Raw genomic sequence first — 14,765 nt, forward strand, 5'->3', positions numbered from 1 at the left:
GCCCACCCCCTACCGGGGGCAACACCAGTGGCCCGGCGAAGCCGGTTCCACGGTGTTTCACCAACGGGCCTGGCTGCGCCGGCCGGGGAACGCGCGCTGTGTCTGTCTGCGGCTGCGCGCAGCGCGCCCGTTCGTGGGCAGTCGCGGAACCGGCTTTGCCGGGCCGCTGACTGCGCCCCCGGTAGGGGGTGGGCGGCTACACGAAGTGAGCCAACCTGGGGGCGAGTCACAATTTCCCTAGTGCCTGCACGCGCCAGGCCAGCCACAGCTTGCGCACCGGCGTCAGGCTCACACGCTGGTCGAGCACCTTGAAGTCGTCGCGCGCGATCTCCTCGAGCAGGGTTCGGTAGATGCTGGCCATCATCAGCCCGGGTTTCTGCGTCCGCCGGTCGGCTGTCGGCAGCAGCGAGAGGGCTTCGTCATAGGCACGCAGCGCTCTCTCGGCCTGGAACTTCATCAGCGCCACGAAGCGCTCGGAGTGCACCCGGTTCAGGATCTCGTGCGCCTTGACGTCGAACTGCTGCAACTCGTTGACCGGCAGGTAGATGCGACCGCGCCGCGCATCCTCGCCGACGTCGCGGATGATGTTGGTCAGTTGCAGCGCGAGGCCCAGCTTGTGCGCGTAGTCGGTGGTCTGCGGATCGGTCTGGCCGAAGATCCGCGCCGCGCCTTCGCCCACCACGCCGGCCACCAGATGGCAATAGCGGCGCAGCGCCGGGAAGTCGAGATAGCGGGTCTGGTCGAGGTCCATCTGGCAGCCCTCGATCACTTGCTGCAACTGCCGTTCCTCGATGCCGTAGGCGGCCGCATGCGGCATCAGCGCCTGCATCGCCGGATGGTGAGGCTGGCCGGCGAAGGCCTGGGCCACCTCGGTGCGCCACCAGGCGAGCTTGGTCGCCGCCACGCCCGGGTCGCCGACCTCGTCGACCACGTCGTCGATCTCGCGGCAGAAGGCATAGAAGGCGGTGATGGCCGCGCGGCGCGGCTTCGGGAGAAACAGGAATGCGTAATAGAAACTGCTGCCCGATGCAGCGGCCTTGTCCTGGACGTACTGCTCGGGGGTCATCGTGCGGGCCTCTTCATGCGGCTGATTGTCTCCGCATCCGCAGGGCCCGCCAGGCGAGCAGCGGCGCATCGGCGCGGCCGATGGTCGGGCGGTTCGAAAAACTGTCGCAGCCCTGAGCCTCGATCTTGTCGAGGATGCGGCTGCCGCCCTGGACCACGAAGCGCAGTTCCCAGCCGGCGCGACCGGGCAGGCGATGCACGAGCGGCGCGCCTTCGCGCATCAGCGCACGCGCCCAGGCGACCTGGCTCGCGACCAAGGCGATCGCCTGGCCGGGCGGCGCCGCCCGCCCGAGCGGTGCGAAGGTCTCGAAATCGCCCGAGGCGAGCCCGTGGGCGCGGCAATCCTCCTGCGGCAGGTAGCGCCGGCCGCGCGGCAGGTCGACGCTCAGGTCCTGCCAGAAATTGATCAGTTGCAGCGCACTGCAGATGGCGTCGCTCTGGGCCAGCGAGCGGGCATCGTCGACGCCGTACAGGTGCAGCAGCAAGCGCCCCACCGGGTTGGCCGAGCGGCGGCAGTAGTCCAGCAATTCCGCGCGATCGGCATAGCCGGCGCGGTCGCGGGTTTTCGCAATGTCCTGCCTGAAGGCGGACAGCAGGTCGGCGAGCAGGTCTTCCGGCAGCGCGAAATCGCGCATCGAACCGGCGAGCGGCCCGAACACCTCGGGCCAGCGGTCCGAGGGCACGGCACCGCGGGCGGCCGCCGAAAGGTCGGCGCGGAAGGCCTGCAGGGCGTCGAGCCGGGCCGCCGGAGGGGCGTCGCCCTCGTCGGCGATGTCGTCCGCGGTGCGCGCGAAGGCATAGATGGCCGCGATGGGCGGCCGCAACCGGGGAGGGCACAACCAGGAGGCGACGGGGAAGTTCTCGTAGTGCGCCGGCGCGGCTGCGAGCAGGGGGGGAGATGTGGATGGCACGCGGCCGATTGTCCCGCAGGCTACGATCGCAGCGCCAACGGACCCGCCACCATGAAAACACCGACGCAGAAGCCGAATCCCGCCGATCCTGCGGCGCATCGACCGGGCGGGCCGCTGCTGATGGTCGCCGCCCTCGGGGTGGTCTTCGGCGACATCGGCACCTCGCCGCTCTATGCCTTCAAGGAAACCCTGAACCCGGAGCACGGCGTGCCGTTCACGCCCGACGCGGTGCTGGGGCTGTTGTCGCTGATCTTCTGGGGGCTGATGTTCGTCGTGACGCTGAAATACGTGGTGTTCGTGCTGCGCGCCGATCACGACGGCGAAGGCGGCATCCTCGCGCTGCAGGCGCTGGCCGGCAACGCGGTGTCCGACCCGCCGGCCCGGCGCTGGGTCGTGCATGCGATCGGCCTGCTGGGCCTGGTGGGCGCCGCCACTTTCTATGGCGACAGCCTGATCACGCCGGCCATCTCCGTCCTGTCGGCCGTCGAGGGCCTCGAAGTCCAGGCGCCGGGATTGCAGCCGTTCGTGATTCCGATCACGGTCGCGATCCTGCTCGCGTTCTTCGCGGTGCAGCGCAAGGGCACCGGCGTGGTCGGCAAGATCTTCGGGCCGGTGATGCTGCTGTGGTTCGTCCTGATCGCGCTGGCGGGGCTGTGGCAGGTGCTGCAGCAGCCCCAGGTGCTGGCGGCGCTCGATCCGCGCCGCGCGATCGGCTTCCTGGTGGTCCACCGCGCCCAGTCGCTGGGGGTGCTGGGCGCGGTGTTCCTGGCTTTCACGGGGGGCGAGGCGCTCTATGCCGACATGGGTCATTTCGGCGCCGGGCCGATCCGGCTGGCCTGGCTCTTCATCGCCTTGCCCGGGCTGGTCCTGAACTATTTCGGCCAGGGCGCGCTGGTGCTGGCGAATCCGGCCGCCATCGACAACCCTTTTTTCAGGCTCTTTCCGTCCTGGGCCGTGGTGCCGATGGTGGTGCTGGCCGCGATGGCCACCGTGATCGCTTCGCAGGCGGTGATCTCGGGCGCCTTCTCGATCACGGCGCAGGCCATGCGCATGGGCTATCTGCCGCGCATGCGGATCGTCCAGACCTCCGGCGAAACCATCGGCCAGATCTACGTGCCGACCATCAACTGGCTGCTGATGGTCGGTGTGCTGCTGCTGGTGCTGGGATTCCGAAGCTCGAGCGCCCTGTCTGCGGCCTATGGGATCGCGGTCTCGATCACGATGGTGACGACCACGCTGCTGACCGGTGTGGTCGCCTGGCGGCTCTGGCGCTGGAACCGGGCGGCCGTGGTGGCCGGGGTGCTGGTCTTCGCGGCGGTCGATCTCACTTTCGTGGTGGCGAACAGCCTGAAGGTCATGCAGGGCGGCTGGCTCACGCTGGCGGTGGCGGTGGCGGTGATGCTGCTGTTCACGACCTGGGGCAAGGGCCGGCGGCTCGGACTGGCGGCGGCGGAGGCGGAGCGCCTGCCGCTGGTGCCTTTCGTCCAGTCGCTCGAGACCCACATGCCGCACCGGGTCCGGGGCACCGCCGTGTTCCTCAACGCCGACGCCGACACGGTGCCGCATGCGCTGCTGCACAACCTCAAGCAACAACCAGGTACTGCACGAACAGGTGATCGTGCTCCGGGTGCTGGCCTGCAACACCCCGCGCATCGATGCGCGCCAGCGGATCGAGGCCGAGTCGCTCGGCAGCGGCGTGTGGGTCGTCACCGCGCGCCATGGCTACATGGAGCGGGCCGACGTGCCTGAATTCATCCGCATCCTGGCCTACCAGCGGGGCCTGGCCTGCGAGTCGATGACGACCTCGTACTTCGTCTCGCGGGCCGCGGTCGTCGACCTGCCGGGCATGAACCCGTTGCGCCGGGCCCTGTTCAGCTGGCTGCAGCGCAACGCGGGCCGGGCCTCCGACTACTTCGAGTTGCCGGGCAATCGGCTCGTGGAGATGGGCCAGCGGGGGTAACTGGAGCCCCCACGCTCCCCCACTGCGTGTGGGTCGCTGCCCCCCGTGGGGGCCGCAGGCCGCCTTGGGGCGGCCCGGCGCCGGCCTGGGGCCCACGCTCCCTCGCTTCGTGTGGTCGCAGCCCCCTAGGGGAGGGCATTCGGGTTGGCCTGGCGTGCGCCCTCGCGGCAGGCCCGTAGCCGTGATACCGGCGCTGTTTTCGTTTGACATCGATTCGTGTTTACCCTAGATTACTAACCGGCCGGTCATTAATGACCCCGTTTTCCTTCAAGGGTGCTCCATGACCGCGTCGTCCTTCATTTCCCCTCGTGGCCGTGCCTGGCTGTTGCTGGGCGCTCTCGCGCTGGCCGGCTGCTCGCGTCCGCCCGCGGCCGAAGAACCGCTGCGTTCGGTCAAGGTCATCCAGGTCGGCGCCAGCACCTACGACACCGAGCCCGAGTTCTCGGCCGAGGTGAAGGCCCGGGTCGAGTCCCGGCTCGGGTTCCGCGTCGCCGGCAAGATCGCTCGCCGCCAGGCCGAACTCGGCCAGCACGTGCAGGCCGGCCAGGTGCTGGCGCAGCTCGATCCGCAGGACTTCCGCCTGGCCGCCGAGGGTGCAAGGGCGCAGCATGCCGCGGCCCTGACCAATCGCGACCTGGCGCTGGCGGATCTCAAGCGCTACCGCGAGCTGCGCGAGCAGAACTTCATCAGCGGCGCCGACCTGGAGCGCCGCGAGAGCACCTACAAGGCCGCCCAGGCGCAACTCGAGCAGGCCCAGGCGCAACTGTCCGCGCAAGGCAACCAGGCCAGCTACACCTCGCTGGTGGCCGACGTGCCGGGCATCGTCACCGCGATCGAGGCCGAGCCGGGGCAGGTGGTCGCCGCTGGCGCGCCGGTGGTGCGCATCGCGCAGGACGGCGCGCGCGATGTCGTTTTCGCGGTGCCCGAAGACCGCGCGGGCCTAATCAAGCCGGGATCGGCGGTCACGGTGCGCGGCTGGTCCGGCGGCGGTGAATTCGAGGGCAAGGTGCGCGAGGTCGCGGCCAGCGCCGATGCGGTCACGCGCACCTATTCGGTCAAGGTGGCGATCGATGCCGCCACCGCGCCGGCGCTCGGCGCCACGGTCTACGCGCGGCCGAAGGCGCTGTCGCACAGCGGCGCGCCGGTCCTCAAGCTGCCGACCAGCGCCCTGCGCCACGAAGGCAGCGGCACGGCGGTCTGGGTGCTCGACCCCGCCAGCCTGACGGTGCGCTCGCAGCCGGTGCAGGTCGCGACCGCCGACGGCAACGAGGCGGTGGTCGCTTCCGGCCTGGCGCCGGGGATGCTGGTTGTGGCGGCCGGCGTGCATGTGCTGTCGCCGGGGCAGAAGGTGTCGATCTACCGAGACAAGTCGGCGGCTGCGCAGGCGTCGGTGCGCCCGGCCGTGGCCGCGCGCTGAGGACGCCGCCATGACGTCGCAGCAGAACGCCGAACCCGGCAAGGCCGGCTTCAACCTCTCGAAATGGGCCCTCGAACACGCGGCGCTCACGCGCTACCTGATGCTGGTGCTGATGCTGCTGGGCTTCGCGTCCTACTTCCAGCTCGGCCAGGACGAGGACCCGCCCTTCACCTTCCGGGCGATGGTGGTGCGCACCTACTGGCCGGGCGCCACCGCCCAGCAGGTGGCCGAGCAGGTGACCGACAAGCTCGAGCGCACGCTGCAGGAGGCGCCCTACGCCGACAAGATCCGCAGCTACTCCAAGCCCGGCGAGTCGCAGATCATTTTCGAGATCAAGGACTCGTCCAAGCCCGGCGAAGTGGCGAACGTCTGGTACACGGTGCGCAAGAAGATCGCCGACATGCGATCGACCCTGCCGGCCGGCGTGCAAGGGCCGTTCTTCAACGATGACTTCGGCGACGTCTACGGCGTCATCTACGCGCTCGAAAGCGACGGCTTCAGCTACGCCGAGCTCAAGACCTTCGCCGACGACGTGCGTCAGCGGCTCTTGCGCGTCAAGGACGTGGCCAAGGTCGAGCAGTTCGGCGTCCAGGACGAGAAGATCTTCATCGAGGTGTCGCACAAGCGCATCGCGCAGCTGGGCCTGGACTTCAATGCCGTGCTGGCGCAGATCGGCTCGCAGAACGCGGTCGAGAGCGCCGGCACGATCCAGGCGCCGCTGGACGTGGTCCAGGTGCGCGTGGGCGGCCAGTTCACCAGCGTCGAGCAGCTGCGCGCGATGCCGATCCGCGGCAGCTCCGGCAACCATCTGCGTCTCGGCGACATCGCCGAGATCCGCCGTGGCTACGTCGATCCGCCGGCGATCAAGGTCCGCCACCAGGGCCGCGAGGTGATCGCCCTCGGCGTCTCGATGGCCAAGGGCGGCGACATCATCGCGCTCGGCAAGGCCTTGCGCGCGGCCACCGGCGAGATCGACCGACGGCTGCCGCTCGGCGTCAAGCTGGTGCAGGTGCAGGACCAGCCGGTGTCGGTCGCCAGCTCGGTCAACGAATTCGTCAGCGTGCTGATCGAGGCCGTGGCGATCGTGCTGGCGGTCAGCTTCGTCGCCCTCGGGCTGCACAAGGGCGGGCGCTTCGGCTGGCACGTGGACATCCGGCCCGGGCTGGTGGTGGCGATCACGATCCCGCTGGTGCTGGCCGTGACCTTCCTGGCGATGAACTACCTGGGGATCGGGCTGCACAAGATATCGCTGGGCTCGCTGATCATCGCGCTCGGCCTGCTGGTGGACGACGCGATCATCGCGGTCGAGATGATGGTGCGCAAGATGGAGGAGGGCTACGACAAGGTGCGCGCCGCCACCTTCGCCTACGACGTCACGGCCAAGCCGATGCTCACCGGGACACTGATCACCGCGGCCGGATTCCTGCCGATCGGGCTGGCGAAATCGATGACCGGCGAATACACCTACGCGATCTTCGCGGTCACCGTGATCGCGCTGGTGCTGAGCTGGTTCGTCTCGGTCTACTTCGTGCCCTACCTCGGCACGCTGCTGCTCAAGGTCAAGCCGCACGACCCCGACGCGCCGCCGCACGAACTCTTCGACACGCCCTTCTACAACGCCTTCCGCAAGTCGGTGAACTGGTGCGTGGAGCACCGCTGGCTGACCATCGGCGCCACGGTGCTGATGTTCGCGCTCGGCATCGTCGGCATGGGCAAGGTACAGCAGCAGTTCTTTCCGGATTCGAGCCGGCCCGAGATCCTTGTCGAGCTGTGGTTCCCTGAGGGCACCTCCTTCGCCGCCAACGAGGACGTCGTGAAACGGGTCGAACAGCGCCTGCAGCAGGAAGAGGGCATCTCGACCGTCACGAGCTGGATCGGCTCGGGCGTGCCGCGCTTCTACCTGCCGCTGGACCAGGTGTTCCCGCAGACCAACGTGGCGCAGCTGATCCTGCTGTCCAAGGATCTCAAGATCCGCGAGAAGCTGCGCCTGCATCTGCCGGCCGTGCTGGCGGAGGAATTCCCCGAGGCCCGGGGCCGCGTCAAGCTGCTGCCCAACGGCCCGCCGGTGCCGTACCCGGTGCAGTTCCGCGTCGTCGGCGCCGACCCCGCGCAGCTGCGGGTGCATGCCGACGAGGTCAAGGCGCTGATGCGCGAGAACGCCCACATGCGCGGCGTCAACGACAACTGGAACGAATCGGTCAAGGTGATCCGGCTCGAGGTCGACCAGGACAAGGCACGGGCGCTGGGCGTCACCAGCCAGGCCATCGCCCAGGCCTCGCGCACCATGTTCAGCGGCACCACGGTCGGCCAGTTCCGCGAGAACGACCTCTTGATCGACATCGTGCTGCGCCAGTCGCCGGACGAGCGCGAGGCGATCTCGGACATCGGCAACGCCTACCTGCCCACCAGTTCGGGCCGCTCGATCCCGCTGACCCAGATCGCCAAGCCGGTGTTCACCTGGGAGCCGGGCGTGATGTGGCGCTGGAACCGCGACTACGCGGTCACGGTGCAGGGGGACGTCGTCGAAGGCCTGCAAGGTGCGACCGTCACCAACGAACTGCTGCCGAAACTGCGCGAACTCGAGGCCAGGTGGCATGCCGCCGGGCAGGGCGGCTACCGCATCGAGGTGGCGGGCGCGGTGGAAGAGAGCAGCAAGGGTTCGGCCTCGATCGTGGCCGGCGTGCCGATCATGCTGTTCCTGGTGTTCACGCTGCTGATGCTGCAGCTCCACAGCTTCAGCCGCTCGCTGCTGGTCTTCATCACGGGGCCGCTCGGTATCGTCGGCGTGGCTGGCGCGCTGCTGGTCTCGAACCGGCCCTTCGGATTCGTCGCGCTGCTGGGCGTGATCGCGCTGATGGGCATGATCCAGCGCAACGCGGTGATCCTGATCGACCAGATCGAGAGCGACCGCGCCGCGGGCGTGCCGGCCTGGGACGCGATCGTCGAATCGGCGGTGCGGCGCCTGCGGCCCATCGTGTTGACCGCGGCGGCCGCGGTGCTGGCGATGATCCCGCTGTCGCGCAGCGTCTTCTGGGGCCCGATGGCGGTGGCGATCATGGGCGGCCTGATTGTCGCCACGGTGCTGACCCTGCTGGCGCTGCCGGCGATGTACGCGGCCTGCTTCGGCGTCAAGCGCGAGACGGGTGAGGCGCCAGGAACGGTTCCGGTTAGCGTTTAAAATACGCGGTTGACCGATTTCAGGCGGATGGAGCGAAGGCCCCATCCGCCGCAATTTACCGAAGGCAGGGCGCGAAGTGCGCCAGGCCATCCTCGGCAAGCACCTGAAAAACTGATAACTGGAACTGCGCGGGTGGCGAAATTGGTAGACGCACCAGGTTTAGGTCCTGACGTTCGCAAGAACGTGCCGGTTCGAGTCCGGCCCCGCGCACCAGCAAAAAAGACCCCTCAAAAGGAAGACTGAAATGACCGTGAACGTTGAAACCCTCGAGAAGCTCGAACGCAAGATCACGCTGACCTTGCCGGTCGGCACCATCCAGTCCGAGGTCGATTCGCGCCTCAAGAAGCTGGCCCGCACCGTCAAGATGGACGGTTTCCGTCCCGGCAAGGTGCCGATGAACGTGGTCGCCCAGCGCTACGGCTACTCGGTCCACTACGAGGTCATGAACGACAAGGTCGGCGAGGCCTTCTCGCAGGCCGCCAACGAGGCCAAGCTGCGGGTGGCCGGCCAGCCGCGCATCACCGAGAAGGAAGAGTCGCCCGAAGGCCAACTGGCTTTCGACGCGGTCTTCGAGGTGTTCCCGGACGTCAAGATCAACGAGCTGTCGGGCGCCGAAGTCGAGAAGATCGACGCCGAAGTGGGTGACGAAGCCATCGACAAGACGCTCGACATCCTGCGCAAGCAGCGCCGCACCTTCGCCCAGCGCGCGCAAGACGCCGCGGTGGCCGACGGCGACCGCGTCACGGTCGACTTCGAGGGGAAGATCGACGGCGAGACCTTCCAGGGCGGCAAGGCCGAGGACTTCCAGTTCATCGTCGGCGAAGGCCAGATGCTCAAGGAGTTCGAGGACGCCGTGCGCGGCCTGAAGTCCGGCGACAGCCGCACCTTCCCGCTGTCGTTCCCGGCCGACTACCACGGCAAGGACGTGGCCGGCAAGCAGGCCGACTTCATGGTCACCGTGAAGAAGATCGAGGCTTCGCACCTGCCCGAAATCAACGAACAGCTGGCCAAGTCGCTCGGCATCGCCGACGCCACGGTCGAGGGCCTGCGCGCCGACATCAAGCGCAACCTCGAGCGCGAGGTCAAGTTCCGCCTGCTGGCGCGCAACAAGAACGCCGTGATGGACGCCCTGATCGCCAACGCCGAACTCGACCTGCCGAAGTCCAGCGTCCAGGCCGAAGTCGACCGCATGATCGAAGGCGCCCGCGCCGAGCTCAAGCAGCGCGGCATCAAGGACGCCGACAAGGCCCCGATCCCCGACGACGTGTTCCGTCCCCAGGCCGAGCGCCGCGTGCGCCTGGGCCTGGTGGTGGCCGAACTGGTGCGTGCCAACAACCTGCAGGCCAAGCCGGAGCAGATCAAGGCCCACATCGACGAACTCGCCGCCAGCTACGAAAAGCCGGCCGACGTGGTGCGCTGGTATTTCAGCGACAACCGCCGCCTGGCGGAGGTCGAAGCGGTGGTGATCGAGAACAACGTCACGGATTTCGTGCTCGGCAAGGCCAAGGTCAATGCCAAGTCGGTGTCCTTCGACGAACTGATGGCCCAGCAGGGCTGATCCCTCCGGACTCCGCGGCCATGGGGCTTGTGCTTTGTGGCACGAGCCCCATTTCGTCTGGGTACGGTACAAAACCCCTCTGGAGAGCAAACATGAGCGCACAGGACATTCAAGGCCTCGGCATGGTTCCGATGGTCATCGAGCAATCGGGCCGCGGCGAGCGTTCCTACGACATCTATTCGCGCCTGCTCAAGGAGCGCGTGATCTTCCTGGTCGGTGAAGTCAACGACCAGACCGCCAACCTGGTGGTGGCGCAGCTGCTGTTCCTCGAGAGCGAGAATCCCGACAAGGATATTTCGTTCTATATCAATTCCCCGGGCGGCAGCGTCAGCGCCGGCATGGCGATCTACGACACCATGCAGTTCATCAAGCCCGACGTGTCAACCCTGTGCATCGGCTTCGCGGCCAGCATGGGCGCCTTCCTGCTGGCGGCCGGCGAGAAGGGCAAGCGTTACTCGCTGCCCAACTCGAAGATCATGATTCACCAGGTGCTCGGCGGCGCCCGCGGCCAGGCCACGGACATCGAGATCCACGCCCGCGACATCCTCAAGACGCGCGAGCAGATGAACCGCATCCTAGCCGAGCGCACCGGCCAGTCGTTCGAGAAGATTGCCCGCGACACCGAGCGCGACTACTTCCTGACGGCCGACGAATCCAAGGAGTACGGCCTGATCGACCAGGTCATCTCCAAGCGCAGCTGAAAGGCGCGCGCTGAGGCGAGCGCGCAACAACGGCGTTTTCCTGCGGGAAAGCGCCGTTTTTCTTCAGGCCAGCGATGGGCTTGTGGGCTTTCATCTTCGCTATCATTGTTAAACCCCTGTTACGAGGCATCTGCCCATGGCCGAGAAAAAAGGCTCCTCCAGCGAAAAAACGCTCTACTGCTCGTTCTGCGGGAAGAGCCAGCACGAGGTCAAGAAGCTGATTGCCGGACCGTCGGTCTTCATCTGCGACGAGTGCATCGACCTCTGCAACGAGATCATTCGCGACGAATTGCCGACGGGCGATGACGCGCGCGAGGCGCGCAACGACCTGCCGACCCCGCTGGAGATCAAGTCCAACCTCGACAATTACGTGATCGGCCAGGAGCCGGCCAAGCGGATGCTGTCGGTGGCGGTCTACAACCACTACAAGCGCCTGCGCCACAAGGAAAAGTCCAAGGGCGACGACGTCGAGCTCAGCAAGAGCAACATTCTCCTGATCGGGCCGACCGGATCGGGCAAGACCCTGCTGGCGCAGACCTTGGCGCGCATGCTCGACGTGCCGTTCGTAATGGCCGACGCCACCACGCTGACCGAGGCCGGCTATGTCGGCGAGGACGTCGAGAACATCATCCAGAAGCTGCTGCAGAGCTGCAACTACGAGGTCGAGCGGGCCCAGCGCGGCATCGTCTACATCGACGAGATCGACAAGATCTCGCGCAAGTCGGACAACCCGTCGATCACCCGCGACGTCTCGGGCGAGGGCGTGCAGCAGGCGCTGCTGAAGCTGATCGAAGGCACCATGGCCAGCGTGCCGCCCCAGGGCGGGCGCAAGCACCCGAACCAGGACTTCCTGCAGATCGACACCACCAACATCCTGTTCATCTGCGGCGGTGCCTTCGCCGGACTCGAAAAGGTGATCGAGAACCGCACCGAGGCCTCGGGCATCGGTTTCGGCGCCTCGGTCAAGAGCAAGAAGCAGCGCAGCGTCACCGAGGTGTTCCGCGAGGTTGAACCCGAAGACCTGATCAAGTTCGGGTTGATCCCCGAACTGGTCGGGCGGATGCCGGTGGTCGCTTCGCTGGCCGAACTGAGCGAAGACGCCCTGGTGCAGATCCTGACCGAACCCAAGAATGCGGTGGTCAAGCAGTTCACCAAGCTGCTGCAGATGGAAGGCGTCGACCTCGAGATCCGCCCGGCGGCGCTCAAGGCCATTGCCCGCAAGGCCCTGGCCCGCAAGACCGGCGCGCGCGGCCTGCGCTCGATCCTCGAGCAGTCGCTGATCGACACCATGTTCGAGCTGCCGAACGCCACCAATGTTGACAAGGTGGTGGTCGAGGAGTCGACCATCGACGAGAACAAGCCACCGCTGCTGGTCTATCGCGAGGCGGCCAAGAAGGCCTGAATGCAGCTGCACCGGACGCGCCCTTCCCGCCAGGCGTCCGGCGTCTTCGACGAAGACCGTGCCCGCGCACTTGAAAAGTGCGCGCGGCCGACCATCTTTCCATGATCAAGTAAAGGATTTCCATGTCCGGTCATACCCCCCTGCCTGCTTCCGAGCTCGACCTGCCGCTGTTGCCGCTGCGCGACGTGGTCGTGTTCCCCCACATGGTGATTCCGCTTTTCGTCGGCCGGCCCAAGAGCATCAAGGCGCTCGAGCTGGCGATGGAAGCCGAGCGCCGCATCATGCTGGTGGCGCAGAAGGCTGCCGCCAAGGACGAGCCCTCGGTCGAGGACATGTTCGAGGTCGGCTGCATCTCGACCATCCTGCAGATGCTGAAGCTGCCTGACGGCACGGTGAAAGTGCTGGTCGAGGGCCAGCAACGCGCCCGCGTGAACCGCATCGACGACGGCGAGACCCATTTCTCGGCCAACGTGACGCCGGTCGAGGCGGCCGAGGCTGCGGCCCAGAAGGGCACCGAGGTCGAGGCGCTGCGCCGTGCCGTGATGCAGCAGTTCGACCAGTACGTGAAGCTCAACAAGAAGATCCCGCCCGAGATCCTGACCTCGATCTCGAGCATCGACGATCCGGGCCGGCTGGCCGACACCATCGCCGCGCACCTGCCGCTCAAGCTCGACAACAAGCAGGCGGTGCTCGACCTGGACGACATCAAGGCCCGGCTCGAGAACCTGTTCGGCCAGCTCGAGCGCGAGGTCGACATCCTCAACGTCGACAAGAAGATCCGCGGCCGAGTGAAGCGCCAGATGGAAAAGAACCAGCGCGACTTCTACCTGAACGAGCAGGTCAAGGCGATCCAGAAGGAGCTCGGCGAGGGCGAGGAGGGCGCGGACATCGAGGAGATCGAGAAGAAGATCAAGCTCGCCAAGATGCCCAAGGACGCGCTCAAGAAGGCCGAGAGCGAGCTCAAGAAGCTCAAGCTGATGTCGCCGATGTCGGCCGAGGCCACCGTGGTGCGCAACTACATCGACGTGCTGATCGGCCTGCCCTGGAGCAAGAAGACCAAGATCAAGCACGACCTCGCGAACGCCGAAGCGGTGCTCAACGAGGATCACTACGGCCTCGAGAAGGTCAAGGACCGCATCCTGGAATATCTCGCGGTGCAGCAGCGCGTCGACAAGGTCAAGGCGCCGATCCTGTGCCTGGTCGGCCCTCCGGGTGTCGGAAAGACCTCGCTCGGGCAGTCGATCGCCAAGGCGACCGGCCGCAAGTACACGCGCATGGCGCTGGGCGGGATGCGTGACGAGGCCGAGATCCGCGGTCATCGCCGCACCTACATCGGCGCACTGCCGGGCAAGGTGCTGCAGAGCCTGAACAAGGTCGGCACGCGCAACCCGCTGTTCCTGCTCGACGAGATCGACAAGCTGGGCACCGACTTCCGCGGCGACCCGTCGAGCGCGCTGCTCGAGGTGCTCGACCCCGAGCAGAACCACACCTTCGGCGACCACTACGTCGAGGTCGACTTCGACCTCTCCGACGTGATGTTCGTCGCCACCTCGAACTCGATGAACATCCCGCCGGCGCTGCTGGACCGGATGGAAGTGATCCGCCTGGCGGGCTATACCGAGGACGAGAAGACCCACATCGCGCTGAAGTACCTGCTGCCCAAGCAGATGAAGAACAACGGCGTGAAGGAAGAAGAGCTGCTGATCAACGAGGAAGCGGTGCGCGACATCGTGCGCTACTACACCCGTGAAGCCGGCGTGCGTTCGCTCGAGCGCGAGCTCTCGAAGATTTGCCGCAAGGTGGTCAAGGGCCTGCTGCTGAAGAAGATGGAGCCCAAGGTGCTGGTCACCGGCGCGAACCTCAACGATTTCCTCGGCGTGCGCAAGTACAGCTTCGGCCTGGCCGAGAAGCAGAACCAGGTCGGCCAGGTGGTCGGCCTCGCGTGGACCGAGGTCGGCGGCGACCTGCTCACGATCGAGGCGGTGACCATGCCCGGCAAGGGCGTGATCAGCCGCACCGGATCGCTCGGCGACGTGATGAAGGAATCGGTGGAAGCGGCGCGCACCGTGGTGCGCAGCCGTGCCCGCCGGCTCGGCATCAAGGATGAAGTGTTCGAGAAGCGCGACATCCACATCCACGTGCCCGATGGTGCGACACCCAAGGACGGCCCGAGCGCAGGCGCTGCGATGACCACCGCCTTCGTCTCGGCGCTGACCGGCATCCCGGTGCGCGGCGACGTCGCCATGACCGGCGAGATCACGCTGCGCGGCGAGGTCACGGCGATCGGCGGCCTGAAGGAAAAACTGCTGGCGGCGTTGCGCGGCGGCATCAAGACGGTGCTGATTCCGGAAGAGAACGCCAAGGACCTGCAGGACATCCCGGAGAACGTGAAGAACGGCCTCGAGATCGTGCCCGTGAAGTGGATCGACAAGGTGCTCGAGATCGCACTGGAGAAGATGCCGACGCCGTTGTCCGACGAGGAGGTTGCGGCCTCTGCGGCTGCGGTGGCCGAACTGGCCAAGCAGCGCGCAGCGACGCCGGTGGAAGGTTCAGTGAAGCATTGAGCTTCGAGA

At 66.9% G+C, this 14,765-nt stretch carries 8 protein-coding genes, 1 tRNA gene and 1 pseudogene; 8 read left to right on the forward strand and 2 right to left on the reverse strand.

Annotation, left to right across the window (positions count from 1 at the left end):
* Positions 1-226: 226 nt before the first annotated feature.
* Both hpnD and hpnC read right to left on the reverse strand, forming a co-directional pair.
* Complete coding sequence (hpnD, locus tag AC1DYK_RS03480; RefSeq protein WP_478164986.1) at positions 227-1,066, reverse strand: presqualene diphosphate synthase HpnD; 840 nt, start codon at positions 1,064-1,066, stop codon at positions 227-229.
* A 13-nt stretch (positions 1,067-1,079) separates the two neighbouring features.
* The gene (gene hpnC, locus AC1DYK_RS03485; protein ID WP_478164987.1) at positions 1,080-1,976 is read right to left on the reverse strand and encodes a squalene synthase HpnC; all 897 of its coding nucleotides are present in this window, start codon (positions 1,974-1,976) and stop codon (positions 1,080-1,082) included.
* A gap of 120 nt (positions 1,977-2,096) precedes the next feature.
* On the opposite strand from hpnC, the pseudogene AC1DYK_RS03490 reads away from it, so the two are divergent.
* The 8 genes and pseudogenes from AC1DYK_RS03490 (at position 2,097) to lon (ending at position 14,756) form a co-directional block, all read left to right on the forward strand.
* A pseudogene (locus tag AC1DYK_RS03490) lies at positions 2,097-3,936 on the forward strand (potassium transporter Kup).
* 280 nt (positions 3,937-4,216) lie between these two features.
* On the forward strand, positions 4,217-5,353 hold the full coding sequence (locus AC1DYK_RS03495; protein ID WP_478164988.1) for an efflux RND transporter periplasmic adaptor subunit: 1,137 nt from the start codon (positions 4,217-4,219) through the stop codon (positions 5,351-5,353).
* Positions 5,354-5,363: 10 nt separating this feature from the next.
* Positions 5,364-8,531 carry an efflux RND transporter permease subunit gene (locus tag AC1DYK_RS03500; RefSeq protein ID WP_478164989.1) on the forward strand — a complete coding sequence of 1,056 codons (3,168 nt, stop codon included), beginning with the start codon at positions 5,364-5,366 and terminating at the stop codon, positions 8,529-8,531.
* 126 nt (positions 8,532-8,657) lie between these two features.
* Positions 8,658-8,744, forward strand: a tRNA-Leu gene (locus AC1DYK_RS03505).
* A gap of 31 nt (positions 8,745-8,775) precedes the next feature.
* On the forward strand, positions 8,776-10,089 hold the full coding sequence (tig, locus tag AC1DYK_RS03510; RefSeq protein ID WP_478164990.1) for a trigger factor: 1,314 nt from the start codon (positions 8,776-8,778) through the stop codon (positions 10,087-10,089).
* Positions 10,090-10,181: 92 nt separating this feature from the next.
* On the forward strand, positions 10,182-10,790 hold the full coding sequence (clpP, locus tag AC1DYK_RS03515; protein WP_478164991.1) for an ATP-dependent Clp endopeptidase proteolytic subunit ClpP: 609 nt from the start codon (positions 10,182-10,184) through the stop codon (positions 10,788-10,790).
* 136 nt (positions 10,791-10,926) lie between these two features.
* The gene (gene clpX, locus AC1DYK_RS03520) at positions 10,927-12,192 is read left to right on the forward strand and encodes an ATP-dependent Clp protease ATP-binding subunit ClpX (RefSeq protein ID WP_478094807.1); all 1,266 of its coding nucleotides are present in this window, start codon (positions 10,927-10,929) and stop codon (positions 12,190-12,192) included.
* 122 nt (positions 12,193-12,314) lie between these two features.
* The gene (gene lon, locus AC1DYK_RS03525) at positions 12,315-14,756 is read left to right on the forward strand and encodes an endopeptidase La (protein ID WP_478164992.1); all 2,442 of its coding nucleotides are present in this window, start codon (positions 12,315-12,317) and stop codon (positions 14,754-14,756) included.
* Positions 14,757-14,765: the final 9 nt, after the last annotated feature.

The organism is Variovorax sp. P2_H12, from assembly GCF_056403395.1.

What these genes read in the sequence shown, in the direction of transcription:
- clpX (WP_478094807.1), top strand. Translation starts at nt 10,927, where the DNA reads ATGGCCGAGAAAAAAGGCTCCTCCAGCGAAAAAACGCTCTACTGCTCG.
- AC1DYK_RS03495 (WP_478164988.1), top strand. Translation starts at nt 4,217, where the DNA reads ATGACCGCGTCGTCCTTCATTTCCCCTCGTGGCCGTGCCTGGCTGTTG.
- tig (WP_478164990.1), top strand. Translation starts at nt 8,776, where the DNA reads ATGACCGTGAACGTTGAAACCCTCGAGAAGCTCGAACGCAAGATCACG.
- clpP (WP_478164991.1), top strand. Translation starts at nt 10,182, where the DNA reads ATGAGCGCACAGGACATTCAAGGCCTCGGCATGGTTCCGATGGTCATC.
- lon (WP_478164992.1), top strand. Translation starts at nt 12,315, where the DNA reads ATGTCCGGTCATACCCCCCTGCCTGCTTCCGAGCTCGACCTGCCGCTG.
- hpnD (WP_478164986.1), bottom strand. Translation starts at nt 1,066, where the DNA reads ATGACCCCCGAGCAGTACGTCCAGGACAAGGCCGCTGCATCGGGCAGC.
- AC1DYK_RS03500 (WP_478164989.1), top strand. Translation starts at nt 5,364, where the DNA reads ATGACGTCGCAGCAGAACGCCGAACCCGGCAAGGCCGGCTTCAACCTC.